Below are 25354 nucleotides of genomic sequence, written 5' to 3' on the forward strand. Positions count from 1 at the left end.
TCTCAGTTCCTATTAAGAGCGACAACGGTCAGGTCGTCTTCCAGTGTGTTCCCGCCGCGCCAATCGGTCAATGACTGGACGATCGTCTCAGGCATTTGCTTTGCGCCGACGAATGGCATTGTGGCGACCATGCGTTTGAGACGATCAAGTCCGAAGGAGGTGCCCATCTCGTTCTCGGCCTCAGTCACCGCGTCGGAGCAGACGACCAATGTGCATCCTTTGGCAAGGTGGATCGTGTTGTTTTCGTAGGTCAGGCTCGGCAGCATCGCGACGGGAAAGCCGCCGTCGCCCACCATGTCTACGGCACCGGATTCATCAACGTAACAGGGCGATGGGTAGGCGGCCTGACAATAGGTCAACTCGCCGCTTGCCGTGTCGATAACGCCGCAGAACATGGTGAAATATTCGTCGTTCTCCGGGCTGAAGAAGCGGTCGTTCAGATTGGCGACCAATGCTGCCGGATCAGGGGGCTGGCCTTCTCGCAGCGCAAATGTTCGAAAAAATTCTGGCGTGATGAGATAACCCAGTGCAACCGAAAGAAGCGATGCGTGAACGCCGTGGCCGGATACGTCTATCATGTAGAAACCGAGCGTATCGTCGTTTAAAGGAAAGCAGCCAAACATATCGCCCGAAACAAAGGATGAGGGGACGAAAGCCGAGGAAATGTCGAAGCCAGACATCTCTTCCTTAAAATCAGGTAAAAGCCGGCGCTGCGCTGCGGCGGCGGCGCGCAGGTCTGCCTGAATACGGTCGTTGGATTCCTTAAGAATCCTTGTCCGTTCGGCAAGCTCATCCGCGTGTTGAATCAGTCGCGTCGCCGCACGGATACGGGCATTCAGACTCATGGGGCTGCGTGTTTTAGCAAGAAAATCATCGACCCCGGCGTCTAGCGCCTTGGATCGAAGTTCTTCGTTCTCGCTACCGGTAATCATAATAATGTAAACGTAATGGTCCAATTCAAGCGCGCGCACTGCTTGGGTCAGCTGAATGCCGTCCATATTGGGCATCTGATAATCGCTGATGACAATTTGTATTTTCGCTTCAACTAGTTGCTGGATCGCAGCACGACCATCGTCGACGGGAATTGCCTCATACCCTAAACTCTCGATCAGTTTTGAGAGGTATAGCCGTTGAACTGCATTATCCTCTGCAACGATGATTTTCAGCCGTTCTACCATCCCGCGTTTGCTAACCTCAGTTTATAACGTCCACCTGCTGATTCCTACTTAATAGCCGAACTTTGTCATTTGATTGGCGGGATATTGTGAAAAATTGTGAAAATACCTTGATTTTGACAATTTTCAGGTGGGCTCCTCTGATAGGTAAACAAAGGGTATAGGTTAACAGGCTCGGGTCCCAAGAGACTGACACTGTCTTCTGGAAGGGTGGAAATGAATGGTCTGATATATGTGGGTTCCGCCATAACCATCTTGTTGAAGAGGGAAGGTTAACATTTATGAAAGTGGGGCGATATGAAGGGTACTATTTTTGTTGAACTAATCAAAATGGCCGAAGATGCGTTTGGCGAGGATGTCGTAGATATTGCGTTAGATAACGCAAATCTCGACAACGGCGGCGCGTTTACCACGGTAGGAAATTATCCTTGCTCAGAACTTATCAAAATTGTGACTGCATTCAGCGAGTTATCGGGTATTAGCTCGGAAAAGCTACAGCGCATGTTTGGGCACTGGATGATGAATCACTTCGTCGAAAACTTCGGCGGATCGTTTGAGGGCAAGGCCGATAGCTTCTCGCTTCTTGAAGCTGTCGACGGCCAAATTCACGTCGAGGTTAAAAAATTATACCCTAGTGCCGAGCTTCCGGCGTTCTCCACGGATCGCATAAGCGATGACCGCCTAGTGCTTACCTATTCTTCTCCACGTCCATTGGTCGAATTTTGCCATGGTATGGTCGAAGCTTGCTTGGAACTTTACGGCCAAACGGCAGAGATTGCACGTAGCCCCGCCCCGCATCCAGCAAATGCTACGAACTTCGATATTCGTTTGAATGGATAACCATTGGTATCGTTTGAGGTAAGTTTTGAAATGCCTAATGAAGTCTCATCTATCAATACTACAGTTTCTCGGCGGCGCTATCAGCGCGAGCAGGCGGCCCGAGCTGAAGCGGAAAACCTGTTGGAGCAGAAAAGTCGTGAACTATTTTTGGCGAATGAAAAGCTTAGTGCCTATTCATCGGAGTTAGAAGAAGCGGTGCGGGTGCGCACTGAAGAGTTGGAAGAAGCGCTGAAACAGGCCGAACTTGCAGGAAAAGCAAAAAGCAGATTTCTAGCCACGATGAGCCATGAGATACGGACGCCGCTTGGCGGTATGCTGGGCATGATTGATCTGTTGGAGATGGACGAAACAGATCCTGAAAAGAAAGAACTCCTTAGGCTTGCGTCCACGGCGGGCATCAGTTTGGGAAGGATCGTGAATGATGTTCTCGATTTTTCAAAGATGGAAGCTGGTGTATTTATTCTTGAGAGAGAAAACGTTGATATTCGTGCGTTGATTGAGAGCGTATGCGTGCTTGCGGGGAGCAATGAAACGACCCGACACCGCAACCTGAAGATCGAGGTTACCCACGACGTACCCAAGATATTTTTCGGGGACGCAACGCGCATCCGGCAAGTCATCTCAAACTTGGTTTCTAACGCTTTGCGGTATTCCACCGAAGGGCCAATCCATATTCGTGCCTCGGCATCAAAGCATCCGAAAGGATGTCTACTTCGAGTTGAAGTTGAAGATTCGGGTATTGGCATTTCGGATGCTGCCAAACTCGATTTGTTTAAGGACTTTTCACAGGTATCCAACTCTTTGACCGCCGCGGCTCAGGGTACGGGCCTCGGCCTAGCCATCTGTAAACGAATTATTGAGGGCTCAGGTGGTGCGATTGGTTTGATTAGCGAGGTCGGCGTTGGATCTACGTTTTGGTTCGAGCTTCCTGTCGAAACCGGTGAAATTACCAATGTCGCTTCTGACACGGAGAGGCGGGATCAGCCCAATGGTAACGCTCTCGACGGGAAGCGGGTGCTTATTGCCGAAGATAACATAGTCAATCAAAAACTTTTGCTAGCCTACGCTGATCGTTTAAACCTTGTAAGTGACCTTGCAGAAAATGGTCGTGTTGCAGTGAAAATGTTTGATCCCAAAAAGTACGATCTAGTACTAATGGACGTCGCCATGCCTGAAATGGACGGACTAGAGGCCACGCAGCGTATTCGTGAGAAATGGGGCGCGTTCAGTTATCCTCCAATCATCGCACTCACAGCGCACCTGATGGATGCTATTGAAGAAGAAGCCAAAGTAGTGGGAATCGAGACTATCTTATCTAAGCCTATTCCGTTCCTAGAACTTAAATTCGCGCTAGAGATCGCGTTATGCGGGCAAACACCTAGCTCAGACAAACAAGCAAGTTTGGTGGCGGAGGGAGCTTTGGGTACTAACGTGCAAAGTGCTTCGATACTTGACCGGATGTCCGATCGCAGCTTGAGTGACATTCGAGAGCTTTTTACCGAAGAGAAATTGATCCAGCTTGCCCACAAGTATGTGGACGATTGTTCCAGGCGTTTCGAGCGTTTGGAAACTGCGTTTGAAGAGGGCGATGCAAATACGGTGAAAGCTGAAGCTCACTCAATCAAGGGTTCTTCGCTGATGCTGGGATTCAACAACATCGCCGAGTGGGCAAAACTTCTTGAGGAAACGCCTTTGGGTAACGGAAATCCGCGAGATTGCGTTAATAATATTCGAAATGAACTCGCGGATCTTCGGACGCTCGCATGATACATTACACAGTAGAGGTTAAAAGTTAAATTTGTAGGCTACAGAGATAGTTCCGCCCCAAATACCCTCACCGGAATTTTGACTTTGGTTCCAGAAAAAGCGATTGTTTGCATAATTGCTGTAGGTCACACTCCAATCATCGCTGATCTTGTAGCTTATCCCGTAAGCAAAGTCCGGATCCCAGGGGTCTTGTTTTCCGGGCAGATAGGCGTAGGCCGTCCCGCTGATGCGCAGCCGGTCTGTTACGGCGTAGCTGCAGAACAAGTTCAGGGAGCCATACTCAAGGTCCAGCAAGTTGACGCTTGTGGAACAGCCTATGACCTTCTCATTCGGCAGTTTAATTTTCGGCAAGCTATAACTGGCGCGAAGCGCTCCAGATATGAGTGAGCCAAAAAATGAGGCGTTGGTGCCGTCGAAGCGGCCAGAATAATTTGAGTAACTCAGCGTGATATTTTTAGTGGCCTTATAAGATAAAGCATAGGTGAACTCTGCATCGGATGGCGACTTCTCCTTGGTGTCAGCATACCCGATCACGGACGCACGTAGCGAGAGTTTTTCGGACAATCGCGCCCCACAAGACAAACTAGCGCGTGGTTTGCCAAACCGCTTCGCGCCTGTGTCGTGGTGCTTGTAGCGGAGTGTCACACTTCCGGTAATAGAACAGGCAAGGTTGATCCGTTTGAAGAAAGTTTCCTCTCCCGACGGCGCGAGGGACGGATCTGACCCTCGAGTGACAACATTGGCCCTCCGAGGCGAGGTCTGTCTTGCCACGGATGAAGATGCCGTTTTGACCTTCTTTGTCGTGGTTTGAACCGCTTTTATCGCATTCAATTTCTCCAGCTGCGGCTCGCTGCAATCCACATCCGGATCCTCGATTGTACACGGTAGATGAGCGGGTTGCTCTAACGGTACGAGGAATTGGGTATCCGCCTCGTCTGTAATCCCCGCCGGAGCGACCGGCGCGGCTTCTGTCTCTGACCCCGCCGTTCCAAGGGCGTTCTGGTCGCGCGGTACTGCAGTCACTGCCGCCGTTTCTTTCCCAGCATCAGCGGTGCCGTCGGCGGAGTTTGTGGATTGAGGGCTTTGCACCTGGGCTACGCGTCTTTCATCGATCCGCTGCGGGGGGGGCGCGATAGGCTCTGAGATAGGAGTCCCGGTTCCGGACAGGATCCACTCGGATAGGTACTGTGCTAACGCTTTCCCCGAGGGAGCCGGAGGCATGACAGGCCGCGGGCCACCGACGGCGGGAACCACAAACGTATCGCCATCCGCGCCATAGACGGTGCAAGCGACGCCCTTCTTACACGACAACCGAAACAGGGCACTGCTCAGTTGCTTTGCGTGCATAACCTTTCCGCTTCCATCTGGAAAAAGGACGTAGCGCAGTCCGTTGATCTCGCCCCGTTGGTGGCGCGATAAATGCAGCGCGCTTGGCAGGTCTTGAACGACTTCCCGTGCCGAAGGAATGGCAGGATCCGTGGTGTTAATAGTGGTGACACTAGTTACGGGGCCGGTCGATAGTTCGGAAACGGAGCTTTCAGCCAGTGGCTGCGCCTGAATCATCGTTGCACATCCCAAAGAGATTGAGCACACGAATGCACCGCCATTGCAGAGGCTCGAGATCGATACTCGATGGAACAAGCTTTGACGGCGTTGCGATGCACCGGACGTCACGGTTTCTGACTGATCGACTGGCATGCTACTTTGCCTTTAACAGTATTCGAGGTTTTCCCTATCGCACGGGTATTTCTGTTTTGGAGGATGGTGGGCGGCGGACACCAATGCAACTTACCAAAGTACAATAATGGCTCAAAGACGTGTTTAGCCAGAGTTGCTAGTTATAGCTAATAGATCACGTTACTTGAGGCGATGCGTTTTTATTTGTCTCATGTCCATCATGCTGCCACTTTTCCATAGAGAATTTAGCAAGGCTGATGGCAGAGAAATAATTTGCCATACTGAATAGGATGACCTGATAGGATGTCGCACGCATGAATGTACAAAAGGCTGCCAGTTTGATCTGTCACAGTATCCTTCTCTTGCTAATGGCAACTGTTGCGATACCTGAAGTGCGATTTGAGAACGCGGTAGGGAGTGATAATTTTGCACGGCCTGTAAATTACTCGCTGTATCTTCCTCCGGGGTACGAAACGGACAACCGCTCCTACCCTGTGCTTTACCTTTTACACGGGGGTGGAAGCGGCCGGCCAAGTGACTGGTTCACGCTCGCCGGTCTGGATCAGCTATTAGATCGGTTGATTTCTGAGGGAGCTATCCGGCCATTCATTGCGGTGGCACCCGACGGTCGTAGAAACGAATCCAACAATGTCGCGACATATTTCCTAAACGATCATGATGGCGGGTTGAATTGGGAGACGATGTTCTTCGAGGATTTTATCCCTGCGGTCGAGAAGCGACATCGAGCCCTGGGTACCGGAGATGCGCGCGCGGTCCTTGGTATCTCCATGGGCGGCGTAGCAGCCACTCTATATAATTTAAAAAAACCCTATGACTTTGCTGGAAGCGCGGCCCTGAGTGTTGCGTTTCGAACGAAGGATCAGGTTCTTGCGCTGTCTCCTGAAGCCTATGAAAGCCGGTACGCGGGAGTGTTGGGGCCTAGTCTAAGCGGCGAAGATCGGCTGAATTCGAGTTGGCAAGCTATCTCCCCCTCAGTGCTCGTGTCTGCCGTGGACAAAAGCAACTTTGGTCGTATCCCGCGCTTGTATTTTAATATGGGCGCAGATGATCCGTTTTTTCAGGGCGCGGCCGAATTGCACATCACTTTGCTAGACGCTGGCATCAAACACAGATTTTTGGTTAGCGAAGGCAGTCACGATTGGATTTTCTGGAGACAATCACTTGAAGAGGCAATTTTTCACATCGATGCTGTTTTTACGCGGGGCTATGGTGAGTAGCCCACGCGCTTAACGTTGATCTCAATATAGCGATTTCAACAAAATCCTGAATGGCCGGCTTACAGATGAGTGTCTTACTTGAACGCCGTTTGGCACATTAAGAAACGTCCGTGAAACGCTGGAAGATTGGCAAGTGGGATGAAGCGCGTTTAGAATCTGGCAGGCTAACTCCAGATTCTTTCAAAGGAATATGTCTGTGAGCGGTACATGAGGTGTGAACCGCCCCGGTTTTACCGGAGACTGTTTAGTTCTTCTTGCCCTGACGGGCTGACTTGTCTTCTGCCTCGAAATGCTCTTTCATCAACCTGAACGCCAGCCGGAAGCCGTTCACCTGGCTCATCCGGTGGCTGACGCAGAACTCCTTGAAGTCCCACCGCTCGTCCTCGGTGATCTTCAGGTTCAGGTTGGCCGGTTTCGATTGCTTATCAGGCATTTCTCGTGTCCTTTGCCACAGACTAGGGTGCTTTCCTCCATCCTGCAAAGGAAGAAGATATGAGAAGCCGACAAAGATGTGGATTTCGGGCGAGATCGCGACGACGCGGAGGTCTGCTACAGAGAGAACGGGTCTGCCGAGAAGCCATGAGATGATCAGGATCGACACCAAAGAAGGGCCGATATTCGCAGAGGCGGAGATCCAGGGGATCCCGATAAATCCACTGCAGCCGCCGTTCATGGGCCACATTGACCCGATCCGGCGCTGGGAGAGCCAGGCCCAACGCGTTTGGGTGAGACAGCCTTGGATTGCCGAAACAGGAGAGAGTCGCGAGATATTTTACATCGGACCAACGGATACCCGCCCTAAGTCTTGGGGCGAGTTTGCAACGCGTGAGGGCGCGGTTGAGTATGTGCTGAACCCGCCTTTGCAGACGGCTCAAGATAAATTATCCGATGACGAGTTGAACTTCTAAGGGGATGAAAACAAACGTATGTTTGCCGAAAACTCAAATTGGTCTCTCCAGAAGCGCAACCACCGGATTTGCAAGCCTCAAAGCCTTGCCGAAATCACCCGCTCCTTAGGCCCGCTGCGGCATATGCCTCTGTCTTTCGTGACTTTTGCGGGGAAAACAGTGTAATGCTTCGGATCAGTGATGATGAAGTTGATATCCAGCACTGGCGTGGCCTAAGCGCAAATCTCCAACCGGGCAAAGTTGCCGATCGATACTTGACGGAAGAAGACTGTGAGGAAGTCCTATTCCAAACGATCTGGAAGCTTGGGTATCGATGCCCGAAGTGTGATTTCGAAGGTGACATCTGGATCATAAAGACGCGACGTAAATATGAGTGTCCGAATTGTCGACACCAATACACAGGCAGATCTGTCAGCCAGATGTACGGAAAGCGGGCGTCCTTACTTGGTTGCTTCAAGGGCGCCGAGTTTATTATTGAAACCATGGCGGGCAACAAACCACACATCCAAACGATCAGTCGGTTCGCAAAGCTTGTTGGCCTCAGTTATCGGCCCGCCCGCACGCTGCGTTTGGAAATGTTCGAGGAGCTGAAAAAACCGATGGGTGGCTTTTGGGGAAGCTTGCTTTGCAATGAAGACTTCGACGAATACCTCTACAACGGCGACCGTCTGGAGGATCTCCTGAACTACTATGATTTCGAGGATCTTAAGGACAGCTCGCTAAAATTTGGTAAGTAAGCATGATGCTGAATTTCCCTCCGCATCAAGCGGGCGCTCAACTTAGCCTGAGAAGATCCCGTGTTCTCACATGTCTCGCCGCCAGTTTCGCACGCCGATCATTTCAGTGCGTGGGCTACAACGAACTAGTCGGTCGCAGCACTACTGGCAGGCTGGCGTATCGACCTGTTTCAAGTGCATAAAAACCTACCGCCCAACCTGACTCAAGTGAACAAAAACAAGCCCGGCAGCACTTCCAAACTCGATTGAGCACTTCTAGCTTTATCGAAACGCACCAAGCCAAAAACAAATGGCTTGCCTCGTAGAAAGGAAGACAATGCCAGGGAACGGAACACATAGGCGGAAAGCTGAACGATCGCTACCTTTCTGCTGTCCACTGAAAAAGCTGAACCATCGGTTGGTGGTTACCTGCGAATCAGAGCCAGATCAGCGTACCTCCAGAGCTTCGTTTTCGAACATTGATGACCGCTCATGTCGCGGAAAAAATTTCTGACTGAAAAAGTCAGAATTATTTTCGCATGGTTAGATGGAATGGGCGAAGAACGATATGACGCAGCATTTCGCAAATCCATCTTCGAACGGCACAAACCTGGTTACTGTGCCATATGCGAAAAATGGACTTATAAGCGTTGTTTAAGGCGCTGATTTAAAACAGAAAAAAGTATTCGCAAGCCACAGTTTGAGATACCGTTAAGCCCAGCCAACGACGAAAACCAAACACCTGAAAGGAACAACAATGACTTGGCCCTAAAATTAAAATCGCGGCCTGCGCCAACAGACCGCGACTTACCTCGAAAGACCGAAGTCCTCCTGTCTTCATCGTGAACGTACCACCTACGGTCGGTCGTTTCAAGGACATCGGTTTTTCGACGCATGACGGTAAACCTCCGCCGAGGGCCGTCTGGCTGCTGAGCTGTGAGATCGTTTATCGAGTGTCCTTATGGACGCACACGAAGACACCCCCCGCATTCAAGTTTTGTCAGTCTCTGATACCGGCCGCCGCCGGCGTTGGTCTGATGACGAAAAAATCCGTATCGTTGAGGAAAGCTTTGGCGACGGCGTGACAGTGGCGGAGGTAGCACGACGCCATGAGGTATCGCGGTCTCAGCTTTATGATTGGCGTTATCGCCATAAGAATGGATTGCTTGGTTCTGGCCCGCAATTTTTGCGCGTTATGAAGATCGAAGATGCTTCTGATGGCACTGACACTGCGCCAGCGCCGCAAGCTCCTGTCATGACTATTGATCTCGGAAAGCGGTGTCGTGTGGCGATCCCGTCAGGTTTTGACATGGAAGCTGCTGCGCAGCTGCTTAACGGCTTGATGGTGCGGTCATGATCGCGTTTCCGGCTGGAACGAAGGTGTGGATTGCAGGTGGTGTGACGGATATGCGCCGAGGCATGAATACTTTGGCGCTGACAGTGCAACAGGGGCTTGGGCGTGATCCGCATGCGGGCGAGATCTTTTGCTTCAGAGGTCGAAAGGGTGACCTGGTGAAGCTGCTCTGGCATGACGGGGTGGGCATGTCGTTATATTTGAAGCGTCTTGAGGCGGGGAAGTTCATCTGGCCGGTGAGCCAAGACGGGACGGCTGTTGCGATATCTGCGGCGCAGTTGGGCTATCTTCTTGAGGGGATAGATTGGCGCAATCCACGCTGGACGCAAAGGCCCAACGCGGCTGGATAATTTATGCTGAAGCGCCTGTTTTTATTGGTATTTAGCGGCTTCTGTGGTAAATATTTGCGATGTCCGACGCCGCTTCCGAAATTGCCAGATTAAGCGCTGCACTTGCCGCGCAGACCGCCCGTGCGCAGGCTGCGGAAACCGAATTGGCGCAGGCTCGCGCTCTGGCCTCCTGCACAGACGCAATGATCCAAGAATTGAAGCTGGAGATCGCCAAGCTTCGGCGTGACAAATATGGCATCACCTCCGAGCGTCGCACGCGGCTGATTGATCAGCTGGAATTGCAGCTTGAGGAATTGGAAGCGGCCGCAACCGAGGATGCGCTGGCAGCTGAGCATGCTGCGGACAAGGCGAACGCCGTGCGTGTCTTCACGCGACGCAAGCCCGTGCGCAAACCGTTCCCCGATCATTTGCCTCGCGAGCGGGTCGTCGTCGAAGCACCTGCCGCCTGCACCTGCTGTGGCTCGGACCGGATCGTAAAGATGGGTGAAGATGTCACCGAGACGCTGGAGGTGATCCCCCGCCAGTGGAAGGTGATCCAAACGGTCCGCGAGAAGTTCACTTGCCGAGCTTGCGAGAAGATCAGCCAACCGCCGGCCCCGTTCCACGCCATTCCGCGCGGTTGGGCAGGGCCGCAACTGATCGCGATGATCGCCTTCGACAAGTATGGACAACATCAACCTTTGAACCGGCAATCCGAGCGCATTGCACGGGAGGGGATTGATCTGAGCCTGTCCACCTTGGCTGATCTGATCGGCCATACCTGTGTGGCGCTGGCCCCCATTCATGCGTTAATCGCGCGCCACGTGCTGGATGCTGGCCGTTTGCATGGTGACGATACCACCGTGCCGCTACTGGCGCGTGGTGGCGCAAAAACGGCGCGACTGTGGACCTATGTGCGCGACGATCGACCGTGGGGTGGGGGTGCGCCACCTGCCGCACTCTTCCACTTCTCAACAGATCGCCGGAAAGAACACCCGACACGGCATCTGGCCGAATGGCACGGTGTTCTTCAGTCGGACGTCTATGGCGGCTACAATGATTTGTATCTCGCAGATCGTAGCCCGGGCCCGGTCCGTAGTGCGCTGTGTTGGAGCCACGCAAGACGCAAGTTCTTTGAACTGGCCGACATCAAGGCCATAGCCCGCAAAGGTAAAAAGGTAGCAAAAGAAATCTCGCCCATCGCGCTGGACGCTGTGACGCGGATCGATGCGATCTTTGCGGCCGAGCGTAACATCACCGGCCTGTCAGATGCAGCGCGTCGTGAAGCTCGCCAGCAGTGGGTAGCGCCGATGGTCAATGATCTGCATGATTGGATGCAGGCCGAGCGGGCTCGGATGTCAAAGCACAACCCAGTTGCCAAGGCGATCAACTACATGCTCGAGGGCACAGGTCGCTGGGAGGCCTTCACCGCATTCCTTGATGACGGGCGTCTCTGCCTCACGAACAATGCCGCCGAACGGGCGCTCAGAGGGATCGCATTGGGCAGAAAGTCATGGCTTTTTGCAGGGTCTGAACGCGGTGGCGACAGGGCAGCCTTCATGTATACCCTCATTGTCACAGCAAAGATGAACGACATCGACCCGCAGGCATGGATGGCAGACGTCTTGGCGCGACTGCCCGAGATGCCTGTGTCACGCTTGCCAGAGCTGTTACCCTGGAATTGGAAGGCCGCCATAGGATTGAAGAGGATTGCTGCATGACGCTGGTCGCGCGCATCAAGGTCACATTGTCCGATGTCGAGCCTCAGGTGCTTCGACGCTTTGATGTGCCCCTCAAGATCAAGCTGAACCGCCTGCATGATGTGATCCAGGCTGCCATGGGATGGACTGACAGTCACTTGTATGAGTTCAGAGCCGGTGGCAGCGGCTGGGGCGTGCCAGACCCAGATGGTTTTTACGATGGCCCGATGCCCGCCAGCAAAACCAGCCTGCTTGACGTGATCGAAGATGTGGGAACCAAGACCATCCATTACATCTATGACTTTGGCGACAACTGGCACCACGTGATCAAGATCGAGAAAATCGATGGCTCTATCGCGGGCGCCGCATATCCACGCCTTGTCAGGGCTATCGGTGCTTGCCCTCCGGAGGATGTGGGTGGCTTCTCCGGCTACGCTGACTTCCTCGATGCCATAGCCGACCCCAAGCACGAAGAACACAGCCAGATGCTGGAATGGTATGGGGGGCAGTTCGACCCGGATGAGGCAGAGATCGGCCGCATCCTCGATAACTTCGAGCGTCTTGCAAAGAAATGGGCCCCGAAACCGCGCAAACCAAAAGCCGCACCCAAACGCCTCTGATCAATACGGCGCGCCCACGGCCTTCGCCGAATGCTTACGCATGACGGATCCCACCCAAATGATTTTCGGATCGGAACGGGAGAGGCATGTCTTCATCCGTGTCGTAGTCGGCGCTTCGCGCGTTCGGTCGACCTGATGAGCGGCAGCTGGGATCAACCGCCTTCCGGCTTCTCCGGGGGAGCGCTCCCTTTTCCATGTTCGAAAGAAAGAGACGATCATGTCCTATCACTTCTCCTCTGGCGGTATCCGCCTTCCCGAATTCAGCCGCGGCAACAGGAATGAATTGCCCCGGATTTACCGGAGACCTATAGCTTCATTTCACGCGACCATATCGAGCACGTCGTGCTGTGCATAGAAGTTCTGTTCAGCCTCTGCTGGCGGGATGTTTCCGATGGGACCAAGTAGACGCCGGTTGTTGAACCAATCGACCCAGCCGAGGGTGGCCAGTTCCAGATCCTGCATGTTGCGCCACGGTCCTTGGCGATGGACCAGCTCTGTTTTGTAGAGACCGTTAATTGTCTCAGCGAGGGCGTTATCATAGGAATCCCCGACGCTGCCTACCGACGGTTCGATGCCAGCCTCAGCCAAACGCTCGGTGTAACGAATGGACAAATATTGACCGCCGCGATCCGAATGGTGAACCAATCCACTTTTCTGGACCGGCCGTCGGTCATGCAGGGCCTGCTCCAAAGCATCGAGAACAAAGTCCGTTTTGGCGGATCGTGAGACCCGCCATCCGACGATGCGATCAGCAAACGTATCGATGACGAAGGCCACATAGACAAAGCCCTGCCACGTCGACACATACGTAAAATCGCTGACCCAGAGAAGGTTCGGAGCTGGTGCTCGGAACACGCGGTTCACCTTGTCACGCGGACAAGGCGCTGACGTGTCAGGCACGGTTGTTTTGACCACCTTGCCCCGCACAGCCCCACGGATGCCAATCTGTTTCATCAACCGTTGCACCGTGCATCTTGCAACCTCAAAGCCCTCACGTTTCAACTGATGCCAGGCCTTGCGCACCCCGTAGACCTGATAATTCTCATCCCAGACACGTTTGATCTCCGGGCGCAGCTCTGTATCCCGCTGATACCGGGCAGAAGCTTTGGCCGGATCAGCGAGGCATGCCAGACGATGGTAATAAGTTGACGGCGCAATCGGCAACACCCTGCAGATTGACTCGACACCGTAAACAGCCCTTTGATCATCAATGAAGCCGATCATCGCTTGAGTGGGCGGTCGAGTTCCGCCTGCGCAAAATAAGCTGATGCCTTGCGGAGAATTTCATTCGCTTGGCGCAGCTCACGGTTTTCCCGTTCCAGCGTCTTGATGCGATCACGCTCTTCGGTTGTCACTCCGTCGCGCATGCCGCTGTCCTTCTCAGCCTGCTTGACCCATCCGCTCAAGGTTTGGGGAATACAGCCGATCTTGGGTGCAATGGCCGCGATCGCGCCCGCCTGCGTTTCGTAGGAGCCTTGATGCTCGAACACCATTCGGACCGCGCGAGCGCGGACCTCTGGCGAGTAGCGATTTGCCATTTTGCTTTTTGTCATAACCATCATCCTTACTTAAGTTGATGGTCTCCGACAAACTCGGGGCGATTCAGAAGACGCAAGTTGGCTCAACCAAGCATTTCACCGGTGGCCTCGTCTTTGGTGAAAACGAAGGCGTGCGCCTTGGCACTGAAAGCCATCTTGAGACCAACGCAGCGCTGCTGCTCAGCTATCGACCGACAACGCTCGACCTCGTCGAACAGGTGCAGTTCTCCTGGTATGATGAGCATGGCGAGTATTTTGACCACTTCATCGACCTCGTCGTCACACGGGTTGATGGCGCCGTCGTCGGTTACGCCGTTCGCCCTACGAGCCGGGTTAGCCATGCTTATCAGTGTAAGCTTGCGCGTATCAAAGAGCAGTCCATTGCCCAGTGCTTTTTGGACGATTTCCGCCTGTTCACTGAAGAGAATGTATGCCCGATCGAGTTGCACAATGCGAAGCTGTTTCACTCGGTCCGTCGTCCAGATGACTTCGCCGATCCGGTTGTTCTGGATGCGTTGGCCGATGCTGCCATCGTCACAACAGTTGGTGATCTGGTAGATCGAACCCGCCTCGAAGGGATGGGTTTTCGGGCGGTCGTTCGCCTGATCCGTTCCGGGCACCTCCAGATGCTGCGCCATGAGCGCATTGAGCGCAGCACGGAAGTCATCCGGACACGCATGATCTGATCGTTCTCTCGGAAGGTCGGCTAGCGCTAAGCGAATTGGCGTAGCCGATCTTCACCCCCCCCTTTTCCTGAATCCACCGAGGCGACCTTCGCCTGGGTTTGACCTCTCTATGCCTGATGAAAGGACACAGCATGACCTGCATTTTGTATGATGCCCCTTGCGCCATTGAGCCGATTGGCGACCAGACGCCTGATTTTGCCAGCGGTTTCTACCGCGCGCGCCATCCGCTGGAGCGCGTGGAGTTCGACGCATGGTTCGAGGATTTGTCCGAGACCCTTCCGACAACGCTCTGAGGTCTCAAACCTACCTACGAGTTCATTCGCTTGCCTACGCAGGCAGCTTCCCTGCGGCCTCATGCCGTCCGATCCCTTGAAAGGAAATTCCCATGGATCTCTCGTTCACTAACGAAAACGCCCACTACGCCTTTGGTAAATTCGATCGTGTCACTGTCGAAGGCGTCGGGTACCGGCTTCATCAAGAGACGGAAGTCGGCTTTGTGTTTGTCCGCGATGACGAGTCCCAGCTTGCGCAGCAATTCACGCATAAGGACATGCAGCGCCTCGGCAATGCTCATGCAATCCGGGTAGAGCGCGGGTATTTTGACCCGCACTTTGCGGTAAAGCGCCATTTGAGAATGACCGTCGCAGATGGTTGCCTCGTGGGTAGCCATAAAACGCGGAAGTCTAAACGGGAGGCGTATTCTGAGGCTCTCTTGGAGATGCACAGCGAGGGCTTGCTGAAAAAAACCGATCTGTCTCTGAAAGCTAATGAGCCATTTCTGGTGGCACGGGCAGTTCAGCTTGCGGATAATCTTAACCCCTCGGGGAAGGCGAAGCTGCCTAAATCCGAGGATTTCAGCATTCCTCCGTCGCCGCGAACATTGCGTCGTTGGTTGAGTGCGATGGAAGAATTTGGCCGGGGCGGTCTGGTTGATCGGATCGACAGCCGCGGAAACCGGTCGAACCGGATGGGGCCGGAGGCGATCGGACTGATGATGAAAGAAGTGCGCAAGTACCTCTCTCCTGAAAAGCCATCGATCAAGCATATTCATGAGGAGGTTCAGCTCAGTTTTCGTGATCGCAACGAGCAACGCGTGGCGAACGGGCAATCCCCGCTTACCATTCCGAGCCGTGAAACCGTGCGCCGTGCCATTCGGGCGCTCGATCCCTATCAGGTCGAATTGGCTCGCAACGGGGAAGCCGCTGCGCGCAAAAAGTTTCGCCCGGTTATGAACGGTATTTCAGTGACACGGCCTCTGGAGCGCGTGGAGATCGACGAATGGACCGTCGATGTTATGACGCTGATGCAGACCAGCGGAATGTACGACCTTTTGGAGGACGACGAAAAGCGTTCTCTGGGTTTGCATGTCGAGGGAGAGGAAGACGAGTCCGGGAAGAAGAAGCGCAAAAAGGCCGCACGCTGGACCCTTACGGCTGCAATCTGTTGTGCCACGCGCTGCATCGTCGGCATGGTGCTGAGCCGCAATCCAGGGGAGGAAGCGGCCGTTCAGCTTCTCCAAATGATCACGACCAACAAAGGCGCGTGGACGGATGCTGTAGGTGGCATGACGCCTTGGGACATGCATGGCACGCCTGAACTGATCGTTTTCGACGGCGGCGCAGCCTTCAAGTCGCAGCGGTTTCGCATGTCGGCTAGCGATCTCGGCGTCGCGTGGGAAATGGCGATGAACGGTGTGCCGGAGAACCGGGGTATGATTGAGCGGGTGTTTGGCACAGTCGCCAGCGATTTCGCACCGCGATTGGCCGGCCACACCTTCAGCAGCATTCTGGAAAAAGGTGATGCCGATCCGGAAAAGCGGGCTGTTCTTACCCTGGATGATTTCACCTTCGCTCTGATCCGCTGGGTGACAGACATCTATCACAACACGCCCCACGGTGGACTGGGCGGTGAGACCCCGGTCAAGGCATGGCGTCGATTGAGCAAGGAATACGGGGTTCTGCCTCCGCCGGACATGGAGATGATGCGCCTGTGTTTCGGGCAGCAGCGTCAGTATCGCCTCGACAAGACCGGAATCACGATCCTCGGGGTCCGCTACCAGGCTGAACACCTACAGACCTATATGCGCCGCAAGGATCCGCACATGGTTGATGTGCGGTGGCACCCTAAAGATATGGGCGCGATTTCGGTCCGGTTGGGCAAGGAATGGTTCGAGGTTCCGGCCCTGGATACTTCCCTTAAGGGGGTAGCTGCACAGACCTGGCTGACGGCCATTCGGCGCACACGTTCCGCGAACCCGACCTCGAACCGGTTGGACAACGTGGCGGTGCGCGAAGCCATCAAGGCCATCAACGACCTCAATGAGCAAGCCAAGCAGGCATCCAGCCTGAACCTTGAAGATTGGTCTGAGGAGCGCATGGAGCGCGCCGAGCGGGATCTGTTGGCAGGGGTCGAGTTCTTCGAGCGCAAGGCGCCTTCGCAGCAGAAGGGCGAACTGGGCCATCACATTCCGTCCACGGAAGAATTGACGGGTGTTCCCATGGATCACAACGCGCCGAAGAAGCCGTCTGGCGGTGCGACAATGACCGGGGACCTGCCCGCCAAGCCAACCAACATCACGATCGAGGAGGACTGATCATGAAGGATTTCGTCAACAAGGACGCCGCTCTGGACGCGGTCCGCAAACTGCACATCGGGTTGGATTGGGATGCTGAGGCTGCCCTGCATGTCAAGCGGCTCCTCGCACGGGACGGGGAGGGCCATCTCCTCCCCACAGCCCGCTTTTTCACCAAGACTGGGGAGACCCGTGGAATGATGTTGGTAGGGGATCCCGGCAGTGGGAAGTCGCACCTGATGGACCGTACGCTGAAGAAGATCCCGGAACTGGCTCCGGCCGAAGATGGGGTGCCGCGTGTCATTGCATGTCCTGTGCCCAGTCCTGCAACCTTCAAGAGCATGACCCTCGCGCTGCTGGAACGGTCCGGATATCCCGATGCAAATCCGCGGCAAGAGGCATGGTCTCTCTGGCAGCTCTTTCGCCATCGACTGAGCAAGCTGGGCGTCGCTGTACTTTGGATCGATGAGGCCCAGGATCTGTTTTGCGCGGATCGAAAGGCCATTCTGCGGGCCCTCAAGTCGCTGATGCAGGGCGATGATGCTGTCGCCGTCATTCTGTCTGGCACCGAAGATCTTGCACAGGTCATTCGGACCGACCCCCAGGTGAAACGTCGGTTCACCGCGATGGTTTTGCCGGAGCTCACCGAGGCGGCGCACGGAAACATGTTCCGCACGGTGTTGGCGGACTACTGTGCGCGGGTCGATCTTGAGCCGCCGGTGGAAGCCGACCTTGTTGCACGCGTTTTCCATGGCGCACGGTATCGCTTTGGCCGCGCTGTCGAGCTCTTGCTGGTTGCCATGGAGTTTGCGATTGCCCGCAATGCGGAGCATTTGACGATCGACGACTTTGCCTCCGCCTATGCGATGAACGAGGCATGTGTCGCATCGCAGAATGTCTTCTATGCGGACCACTACCTGCTTCTCAAGCCGGACGCGGATGATGAGGCTGTTGCCTTTCCCAAGCGCCGTTCAGGCAAGGGGCGCACTTGATGAGTGCGCTGTTTCCGAAGATCGCGTTCCGTATCGGTGAAACGCCGATGTCATGGGCATCGCGGCAGGCGGCCTTCCATACGGGAGGCCGTGTTGTACCGTTCCTGAACGATCTGGGGATCCCGGTTGCCGATCTTGCGCGTGGCAAGCGGGACGCAGTGGAGAGGCTCTGTGCGAAGGCTGGCGCAGATCCTGCAGAGGTTATCCGCGACAGTATCGTCGCGGTCGGACATCGTCGCTTCGAACTTTGTGACGAGGAATTCTCAGCAGAGTTCACCACGGGGCCGGTCACTCGGTTTTGTCCGCTCTGCATTGCTGAGGACGTCGACGGCCATCAACATCCCGGTGAAGCGATGCGTCACCGGGTTCAATGGCGGCTTGCGCCATATCGGACCTGTCCGAAACACAATCTGCCAATGAGCGACATCCGCATGGGAAAGTGGAGCGACATGATCCACGAGCTTCAGGCCGTGCCGGAAGCACTCGCGGAGCAGCTGGAGGTTGCGAAGAAACGTGCCCGGAGAGAGCCGTCTCCTTTGCAGACATATTTGGAACGCCGGTTCGCGGGTGAGACTGGCCCTGCCTTTCTGGACGGTCAGAGGGTCGACCAAGTTTGCCGTGCCGGTGAAATGCTGGGTGGCCTATTGCATTACGGGCCCGCCACAAAGGCCGCCGAGATGACGGAAGACATGTGGGACGCTGCGGGCCGCACCGGTTGGTCATTGTTGGAGAATGGTCCTGAGGCAATTCGGACGGTTCTGGCTGAAACCCTCACAGGCTGTCTCCGTCAGAACGGGCATCCGAGCCCACGCAGCGCATTCGGCATGCTCTACGGGTGGCTGTTTGCCAGCCGATTGACCAAAGATCCGGGGCCAATCCGCGACATCGTTCGAGACGTCATCGTCGAACATGTTCCCCTGGTCCCGGGCCAGATCTTGCTCGGCAAGGCAGTGGAACATCCGCGGTTGTCGAGCATCACGTCGATCGCGAAGGCTGAGGGATTGCATTCGAAAACACTGGCCAATGTCCTACGCGTCGCCGGGGTGATTGAGGTTGGAGAGGAGCAGAAAAGCGCTCGGAATGTGGTTGCCGACTATGCCAAGGCGAAGGTCCTGATCGACAGGGCAAAGCGCGCGGTACCGGTGACACAGGTGCCTGATATGCTCTCCGCGTCCCGCCCGATCGTGGCTGAGTTGATTTCACTAGGACAGCTGACGAGAATACAAGACCACGGTCAGCTGCAAAGCAAGCTGGGGAAGTCGATCGACGGAATGTCGGTTCAACGGACGCTCAAGTTCATCGAAGGTTTCGGCCCGCTTGTAGAGGAGCCTCCCGAAACTCACGTCCACCTAGCCAAAGCTGCTGAGAAATCCCGGGTCACATTACGGGCAATTCTCGAAATGCTATTTGGCCAATTCCTGCAAACGGTCTATCGGCTACAGGGTTGCCACGGGTTCGAAGCAGTCTTGGTTTCACCGGATGAGATCATGGTATGCATCGAAGACCCGCCGCCCGATGCGTCTGACGAGATTCGGTTCTGGATGGGGTGAGCGGGCTTCAGTGGCTTGAAAGCCACACGCTTCTCCAAAATGCCGCCTGCGGGCGGCTTTTTTTCGGACTTTTGATGGCCATTTGATCTGTGCAAAAGGTCATCTTGGCCGCCGGTGGACAAAAATTATCCAATGAAATCAGCGCCCGAGAATGATAGAATGGTCACGTTTTGCTATGTCGCCACAAGGTTTCAAAACCTCACCCGTATTCCTCAAACCACTTCGTCCAATTTTCGGATCCCCCAGATCTGCAGTTGAATGCACAATCAAGGCCGCGGGCCTGTGTGTGCTGTTGCTTCGAGTTAGCGTTCAAGACCCTCACCGAACCCGCTGGATTTGCGTCTCACGATAACGGTCACGCAAATCCAGCGCGCTTGGCCTTTGTTACCAGTTCGGTGACCCTCTCGGCATTGTTTGCCGCGACTTGTCCGTCTGCGTTCAAGCGGTTGTTCTCGAACCCGATCCGGGTCTTGCCGCCGTGGCGCATGGCCTCGATCAGGCAGGCGGTTTCTTCTGGCCCGAAGGCGCAGGCGGCCCAGTCTGCGTCCGGCAAGGCCGATTTTAGCCTTTGTGCCAGTGCTGCGACTTCCGTGGGTGTGCTGGTCTGGCCGTTGGTATAACGCCCCAGAACGATCAGGGTCTTCAGCCCGTCGCAGGGGACATCGCCTTGCGCGACAAGCCGGGCAAGATGGGCAATATCCGCGGCGTCATAGAGAATGTGTTGAACGTCGATCTTCGCTTCGGCGCACATGGCAAAGAACCGTCGGGTGACGGCATTGTCTTGATTGGCCGTGATCTCGCGCAGCGCGACCGACACGGCGCGCGGTTTCAGGGTTTCGACCAGATGGCGTTGTTCAGCGGGGGTAAAGCGGCCCGCGGCCTCGCTGGTGATCTGAACATAGAGGTCAGGGGCGCGCTGGCCGAGCTCGCTCAGAAGCTCGGCATAAAGCCCGACGTCCAGAACATGCCGTTGCTTGGTATCGCGCACATGCGCATGAAGGCCATCGGCACCCGCGGCATGGCAGGCCAGCGCGCAGGCGACCGTCTCTTCTATGGTGACGGGGAGGGCGGGGTGGTCCGCCTTGGTCAGCCGCGCCCCATTCGGCGCGACCATAAATCTGGGCAATGCGGTCATGCGGCAAGCGCCTTGTCGATGGCCGTTGATAGCTTGCCCACCAGCTCATCGATCTGCGCATCCTCGATGATAAACGGCGGCGCGAGCAGCACGTGGTCGCCGTATTGGCCATCGATTGTGCCAGACATCGGATAGCAGATCAGACCGGCGGCAAAGGCCTCCTTCTTGATCCGCGCGGCAAGGCCACGGGACGGATCGAACGGTGCTTTGGTGCTGCGGTCGGCAACCAGTTCGATCCCGCGGAACAACCCGCGCCCGCGTATATCGCCGATGTTGTCATGATCGCCGAACTGCGCCCTTAGTGCTGCGTCAAGCTTGTCGCCCTGGGTGGTGACATGGGACAGCAGGTCGCGGTCCAGAATTTCGCTAAGCACGGCATTGGCCGCCGTGGCCGCCAAGGCGTGGCCCATATAGGTGTGGCCGTGCTGGAAGAAACCGGTGCCCGCCGCAATCGCATCATAGATGGCGGCCGAGGTCAGCAGCGCGCCGATCGGTTGATAGCCCGCCCCAAGACCTTTGGCGATGGTGATCATGTCCGGGGCGACGCCGTCCTCGGTGCAGGCGAACAGTTTGCCGGTACGGCCCATGCCGCACATCACCTCGTCCAGGATCAGCAGCACGCCATATTGGTCGCAAATCTCGCGGATGCGCTTGAGATATCCCGGCACGGCAGGTACCGCGCCCGAGGTCGCACCCACCACAGGCTCCGCGAGGAAGGCCATCACCGTATCAGGGCCAAGCCGCAGGATTTCGGTTTCCAGCTCATTCGCCACGCGCAGGCCGTAGGCCTCTTGCGTTTCGCCGTCCTGCCGGTCGCGGTACTCATAGCAGGGGCTGATATGGGTGGTGTCGGCAAGCAGGGGTGCGAACTGGGTACGACGCCACGCATTCCCCCCAGCTGCCAAAGCGCCCAATGTATTCCCGTGATAGCTTTGGCGGCGGGCAATGACGCGGTGGCGCTTGGGCTGCCCGATTTCCAGAAAATACTGCCGCGCGAGCTTGATCGATGCCTCGACCGCTTCGGAGCCCCCAGAGACGAGATATACCCGATCAATGCCCGCCGGCGCGTTCTCGACCAGGCGATCGGCCAAACGCTCTGCCGGATCGGACGTGAAAAAGCCGGTGTGCGCGAAGGCAAGCTGGTCAATCTGGGCGTGGAGGGCAGCGCGGACAGCCTGATTTGAATGCCCCAGACAGGAAACAGCAGCGCCGCCCGAACCATCAAGATATCTGCGTCCGTCCGCATCGATCAGATAGCAGCCATCCCCCTTGGTGGCGACCGGCAGCGCGCCTTTGGTGGATCTGCCGAAGATATGACTTTTCATGACTGTAGTCCTTGCTTGAAGACGCGCTTTGGGTGACGTGACATCAGCACTTGTCTGCGCGATGATGCGTTTGTATTATTTTATTGCCATAGATTAAGCAAATGTATTTTTACTGTGCATCGGGTGTGACAGGGGCGTGAACCCCGGCACGCATAAACAAAAGGTAAGGGTTTGATGAGCAACGATGAAACGCTGAAAGACCGCTTGTCACAGGTAAGTGCGCAAGGAACGCCCGCGCTTCGGTCCTTTGCGCGGTGGCTTCTGGATAACCTTTCTCTCGTGGCCTTTAGCTCGATTCGCGGGCTGGCAAAGCAGGCAGGGGTCAATCCAAATACCGTGACCCGTATGGCGAAGGAGCTTGGCTATACCAGCTTTGACGCCTTCCGCACGGATGTGCAGGCAACGATCCAGACACCTGCGCCAAACTACGGCGCGCGTGCCCAGACACTAAGACACGAACATCGCGACAGCGCGTTTGCCGCGCTCATGGAAGCGCATGGTAAAAACACGGCGATGCTTTTCTCGGCAGATATTCTGGACACGCTTAACGCGTGCATCGACCCGTTGCTCGGGGCGCGCAAAGTCTATGTGGTCGGCGTGCGCAGCTGCTATGCGATCGCGCATTATTTCTCGTATGTGGGCGGGATGGCGTTTCCGAATTTCGTAGACGTGCCGACCCTGCCGGGGGGCATTGTCGATGTACTGTCTCAGGCCACGTCCGAGGATATTATCGTCGGGATCACCTATGAACACTACGCGGCAGAGGTGGTTCAGGCCTGCCAGATCGCCCAGTCCCGCGGCGCGCGGGTTCTGGCGCTGACGGACAGTCATGCCTCCCCGATCGCGGTTGGCGCTTGGAAAGTGGTACCGCTGCCCATGGCCGGACCCCATTTCCTGCCGTCGCTCAATTCGGCGTTTCTAGCGGTGGAGATGCTGCTGGTCGGAATGGCCGCGCGTTCGGATGACGCGGCAGAGCGGGTATCGAGCTTCGAGGACCGTATCCGACAGTATGGCGGCTACGACTTTTGAGGTGTCTTGCGCGGATGAAAATCATCCGGCAGGCCCAATGCCACGGCAGAGCCACCGGTGATCAACCCCGTGGACCGCAGGTCGCTTTCGTCCAGCGCGACGATGACCGCATAGGATAGGCGTTGTGCCAGTCCGCGGCATGAGTGACGGTTATACCGATAACGGGCGTGTTGTGGGCGCGGGTCTGGCTTCTACGCGCCCCATTCTGCATGTGGCCCAAGATGCGCGATGAGAAAGTCGATCAGGATGCGCGTCTTGGGGGTAAGCACGTTTGAGCGCGGGTACATCAACCACAAGACCGAACTGTCGTTCAGCTTCCATTCCGGCAGGACACGGATCAACCGGCCCGAGCGCAGCTCGTCCGAGGCGCTCCAGAGGGAATTGATCGACAGACCGGCCCCCGCAAGGGTGGCCTCACGCTGAGCGTCACCATCGTCAACGATAGTCCGGCAGATCATCTGGGCTGGGTCAAGCGGCGCGGTTTCGCCCTCAGGGCCGATCAATTCGCGCGGCTCAAGGTCGATCCATGCCAGAAACCGATGTCCCCGAAGCTCTGCCGGTGACTGCGGTACGCCGTGTTCCTCAAGATATGCAGGAGAGGCGCAAAGAACGCGGGTATCATCCGCCAGCTTGCGCCCCTTGAGGCTGCTGTCGGTCAGGGGAGCCGCGCGCAACGCAAGGTCAAAACTGCCCTCGATCGCGTCAAACCGTGCGTCAGACAGGCGAAGTTCAAGCGTAAGGTCGGGGAACGCCGCGTGAAACTGCGGCAGAAGCGGCATGATGTGGCGCTGCGCGAAACTGCTTGGCGCGGCAAATCGGATGGTGCCCTTGGGGCTGGTTTCATGGCTGCCAAGAACGGCCTTCGCGGCCTCTGCCTGCGCCAGAATCTCCCGCGCGTAGGGAAGGAAGTCGGACCCTTCAAGCGACAGCGACACTTTGCGGGTGGTCCGTCGCAGCAGCTCTACGCCAAGCTCTTGTTCCAGTTTGGCAAGGCGGGCGCTGGCGACCGCAGGGGCAAGACCCAGATTCCGTCCGGCAGCAGAGATATTCAGCCGGTCGGCGGCCATCACAAAAAGGCGCAGGTTGTCAGTATCCACCGCTATTATCTCCGTTATCCGAATAATCAAATCGGAAAAATGCCGGTTTTCTACCGTTTCACAAGACCTATTTTTCAGCGACACAATGAAGGAACAAAGAAATGAAAGCCATTGGCTATAGCGCGGCGGGCCCTGCGGACACGCTCGATATGATTGAAATCGACCGGCCCGCGGTGGGACCGCGTGATCTGCTGGTCGCGGTGAAAGGCATCTCGGTCAATCCGGTCGACGTGAAGCTGCGCGCCGCCGCCCAACCCGAAGGCGCGGCGCGCGTCCTGGGCTTTGACGCGGCAGGCGTCGTGGCCGAGGTAGGCGCGTCGGTCACCGGCTTTAAGGTCGGCGATGAGGTCTTCTATGCGGGCGACGTCACGCGCGCGGGCACCAATGCGGAATTCCATGCCGTCGATGAACGGATCGTCGGGCGCAAGCCGGCCAGCCTCGACTTTGCCGAGGCGGCGGGGCTGCCGCTGACCTCGATCACCGCGTGGGAGATGCTGTTCGACGCATTCCGCCTGACCGAAGGGGGCGGCGCGGGGCAAAGCTTGCTGGTGATCGGTGGCGCTGGCGGTGTCGGCTCTATCCTCATCCAGTTGGCCAAAGCGCTGACCGGGCTTACCGTCATTGCGACGGCCTCTCGACCCGAGACGCAGGATTGGGTGCGCAAGATGGGGGCGGATCACGTGGTTGACCATCGCGGTTACCTACCCGCGCAGCTGGCAGAGCTGGGCCAGACCCCAAGCTATGTCGCCGCGTTGACGGCGACGGATCAGCATTGGCCCGCAATCATCGACTTGATCGCGCCACGCGGCCAGATTGCGCTGATTGACGACCCCGAGGCGCTGGATATCAAGGCGGCCAAACCCAAGGCGTTGAGCGTCCATTGGGAATTCATGTTCACCCGTTCGATGTTCGAAACCGACGATATGGATGCCCAGCAAGACCTGCTGAACCGCGTCGCAGCGATGATCGACGCAGGCACATTGCAGTCGACAGTTACCGAGCGCGGCGAGGCGCTGACCGTCAAGGCGCTGCGCGCGGCGCATCTGCGGCAGGAAAGCGGTCGCGTGATTGGCAAACAGGTGCTTGGCGGACTTTAAGTAATAGAG

At 56.1% G+C, this 25354-nt stretch carries 23 protein-coding genes and 1 other annotated feature; of the genes, 16 read left to right on the plus strand and 7 right to left on the minus strand.

What is annotated here, in order from left to right:
- Positions 1–2 precede the first annotated feature (2 nt).
- Positions 3–1178: a PP2C family protein-serine/threonine phosphatase gene (locus tag SJY36_RS04500; RefSeq protein ID WP_386173280.1), complete on the minus strand. Its 1176-nt coding sequence runs from the start codon at positions 1176–1178 to the stop codon at positions 3–5.
- Between the two features lie 294 nt (positions 1179–1472).
- Between SJY36_RS04500 and SJY36_RS04505 the strand changes: the two genes are divergently transcribed.
- Both SJY36_RS04505 and SJY36_RS04510 read left to right on the plus strand, forming a co-directional pair.
- Positions 1473–2015 carry a heme NO-binding domain-containing protein gene (locus SJY36_RS04505; RefSeq protein ID WP_386173282.1) on the plus strand — a complete coding sequence of 181 codons (543 nt, stop codon included), beginning with the start codon at positions 1473–1475 and terminating at the stop codon, positions 2013–2015.
- A 30-nt stretch (positions 2016–2045) separates the two neighbouring features.
- Positions 2046–3782: an ATP-binding protein gene (locus SJY36_RS04510; RefSeq protein WP_386173284.1), complete on the plus strand. Its 1737-nt coding sequence runs from the start codon at positions 2046–2048 to the stop codon at positions 3780–3782.
- An 18-nt stretch (positions 3783–3800) separates the two neighbouring features.
- Here the strand turns inward: SJY36_RS04510 and SJY36_RS04515 are convergent, their stop codons facing one another.
- Positions 3801–5480: a hypothetical protein gene (locus SJY36_RS04515; RefSeq protein ID WP_386173286.1), complete on the minus strand. Its 1680-nt coding sequence runs from the start codon at positions 5478–5480 to the stop codon at positions 3801–3803.
- Positions 5481–5773: 293 nt separating this feature from the next.
- On the opposite strand from SJY36_RS04515, the gene SJY36_RS04520 reads away from it, so the two are divergent.
- Positions 5774–6697: an alpha/beta hydrolase gene (locus SJY36_RS04520; RefSeq protein ID WP_386173288.1), complete on the plus strand. Its 924-nt coding sequence runs from the start codon at positions 5774–5776 to the stop codon at positions 6695–6697.
- A 244-nt stretch (positions 6698–6941) separates the two neighbouring features.
- Here the strand turns inward: SJY36_RS04520 and SJY36_RS04525 are convergent, their stop codons facing one another.
- Positions 6942–7130: a hypothetical protein gene (locus tag SJY36_RS04525; protein ID WP_386173290.1), complete on the minus strand. Its 189-nt coding sequence runs from the start codon at positions 7128–7130 to the stop codon at positions 6942–6944.
- A gap of 151 nt (positions 7131–7281) precedes the next feature.
- Here SJY36_RS04525 and SJY36_RS04530 point away from each other — a divergent pair, with 151 nt between their 5' ends.
- The 6 genes from SJY36_RS04530 to SJY36_RS04555 all read left to right on the plus strand — a co-directional run bounded on the left by SJY36_RS04530 (position 7282) and on the right by SJY36_RS04555 (position 12324).
- Entirely contained in the window at positions 7282–7605 is a 324-nt protein-coding gene (locus SJY36_RS04530; protein WP_386173292.1) for a hypothetical protein, read from the plus strand.
- A 164-nt stretch (positions 7606–7769) separates the two neighbouring features.
- Complete coding sequence (locus tag SJY36_RS04535) at positions 7770–8342, plus strand: transposase (RefSeq protein WP_386173294.1); 573 nt, start codon at positions 7770–7772, stop codon at positions 8340–8342.
- Positions 8343–9282: 940 nt separating this feature from the next.
- The gene (locus tag SJY36_RS04540; protein WP_009827085.1) at positions 9283–9678 is read left to right on the plus strand and encodes an IS66-like element accessory protein TnpA; all 396 of its coding nucleotides are present in this window, start codon (positions 9283–9285) and stop codon (positions 9676–9678) included.
- Positions 9675–10025 carry an IS66 family insertion sequence element accessory protein TnpB gene (gene tnpB, locus SJY36_RS04545; RefSeq protein WP_009827084.1) on the plus strand — a complete coding sequence of 117 codons (351 nt, stop codon included), beginning with the start codon at positions 9675–9677 and terminating at the stop codon, positions 10023–10025. Before SJY36_RS04540 ends, tnpB begins: the two co-directional genes overlap by 4 nt.
- A 59-nt stretch (positions 10026–10084) precedes the next feature.
- Positions 10085–11725, plus strand: a complete 1641-nt coding sequence (locus tag SJY36_RS04550) for an IS66 family transposase (RefSeq protein ID WP_386173297.1) — start codon at positions 10085–10087, stop codon at positions 11723–11725.
- On the plus strand, positions 11722–12324 hold the full coding sequence (locus tag SJY36_RS04555; protein ID WP_009827082.1) for a plasmid pRiA4b ORF-3 family protein: 603 nt from the start codon (positions 11722–11724) through the stop codon (positions 12322–12324). Before SJY36_RS04550 ends, SJY36_RS04555 begins: the two co-directional genes overlap by 4 nt.
- 318 nt (positions 12325–12642) lie before the next feature.
- On the opposite strand, the gene SJY36_RS04560 is transcribed toward SJY36_RS04555, so the two are convergent.
- Positions 12643–13877 (minus strand): IS3 family transposase gene (locus tag SJY36_RS04560; RefSeq protein ID WP_386172136.1). Its coding sequence is split into 2 segments (ribosomal slippage): positions 12643–13583 and positions 13583–13877, totalling 1236 coding nucleotides; the frame shifts between segments, so codons are not numbered across the junction.
- Positions 13474–13590 (minus strand) — a sequence feature (AL1L pseudoknot). (Overlaps the previous gene by 117 nt.)
- 23 nt (positions 13878–13900) lie before the next feature.
- Between SJY36_RS04560 and SJY36_RS04565 the strand changes: the two genes are divergently transcribed.
- From SJY36_RS04565 to SJY36_RS04585, 5 genes are all read left to right on the plus strand, one after another.
- Positions 13901–14548 carry a hypothetical protein gene (locus tag SJY36_RS04565; RefSeq protein WP_386173299.1) on the plus strand — a complete coding sequence of 216 codons (648 nt, stop codon included), beginning with the start codon at positions 13901–13903 and terminating at the stop codon, positions 14546–14548.
- Between the two features lie 131 nt (positions 14549–14679).
- Positions 14680–14841 carry a hypothetical protein gene (locus SJY36_RS04570; protein WP_386173301.1) on the plus strand — a complete coding sequence of 54 codons (162 nt, stop codon included), beginning with the start codon at positions 14680–14682 and terminating at the stop codon, positions 14839–14841.
- Between the two features lie 92 nt (positions 14842–14933).
- Positions 14934–17141, plus strand: coding sequence for a Mu transposase C-terminal domain-containing protein (locus tag SJY36_RS04575; RefSeq protein ID WP_386173303.1), 2208 nt, complete (start codon positions 14934–14936; stop codon positions 17139–17141).
- 2 nt (positions 17142–17143) lie between these two features.
- The gene (locus SJY36_RS04580) at positions 17144–18112 is read left to right on the plus strand and encodes a TniB family NTP-binding protein (RefSeq protein WP_386173305.1); all 969 of its coding nucleotides are present in this window, start codon (positions 17144–17146) and stop codon (positions 18110–18112) included.
- The gene (locus SJY36_RS04585) at positions 18112–19662 is read left to right on the plus strand and encodes a TniQ family protein (protein WP_386173307.1); all 1551 of its coding nucleotides are present in this window, start codon (positions 18112–18114) and stop codon (positions 19660–19662) included. Before SJY36_RS04580 ends, SJY36_RS04585 begins: the two co-directional genes overlap by 1 nt.
- A gap of 355 nt (positions 19663–20017) precedes the next feature.
- Here SJY36_RS04585 and SJY36_RS04590 read toward each other — a convergent pair whose 3' ends face one another.
- Both SJY36_RS04590 and SJY36_RS04595 read right to left on the minus strand, forming a co-directional pair.
- A complete protein-coding gene (locus SJY36_RS04590) occupies positions 20018–20797 on the minus strand; it encodes a 3-keto-5-aminohexanoate cleavage protein (RefSeq protein ID WP_386173309.1) in 780 nt (259 codons plus the stop codon).
- Complete coding sequence (locus tag SJY36_RS04595; protein WP_386173311.1) at positions 20794–22122, minus strand: aspartate aminotransferase family protein; 1329 nt, start codon at positions 22120–22122, stop codon at positions 20794–20796. Before SJY36_RS04595 ends, SJY36_RS04590 begins: the two co-directional genes overlap by 4 nt.
- Before the next feature lie 174 nt (positions 22123–22296).
- Here SJY36_RS04595 and SJY36_RS04600 point away from each other — a divergent pair, with 174 nt between their 5' ends.
- Positions 22297–23151 carry a MurR/RpiR family transcriptional regulator gene (locus SJY36_RS04600; RefSeq protein WP_386173313.1) on the plus strand — a complete coding sequence of 285 codons (855 nt, stop codon included), beginning with the start codon at positions 22297–22299 and terminating at the stop codon, positions 23149–23151.
- A 191-nt stretch (positions 23152–23342) separates the two neighbouring features.
- Here the strand turns inward: SJY36_RS04600 and SJY36_RS04605 are convergent, their stop codons facing one another.
- A complete protein-coding gene (locus SJY36_RS04605; protein WP_386173315.1) occupies positions 23343–24248 on the minus strand; it encodes a LysR substrate-binding domain-containing protein in 906 nt (301 codons plus the stop codon).
- A 101-nt stretch (positions 24249–24349) separates the two neighbouring features.
- Between SJY36_RS04605 and SJY36_RS04610 the strand changes: the two genes are divergently transcribed.
- Positions 24350–25345 carry a zinc-binding alcohol dehydrogenase family protein gene (locus tag SJY36_RS04610; RefSeq protein ID WP_386173317.1) on the plus strand — a complete coding sequence of 332 codons (996 nt, stop codon included), beginning with the start codon at positions 24350–24352 and terminating at the stop codon, positions 25343–25345.
- Positions 25346–25354 lie beyond the last annotated feature (9 nt).

Source organism: Sulfitobacter sp. R86518 (assembly GCF_042466275.1).
Taxonomy (GTDB): Bacteria; Pseudomonadota; Alphaproteobacteria; order Rhodobacterales; family Rhodobacteraceae; genus Sulfitobacter; species Sulfitobacter pontiacus.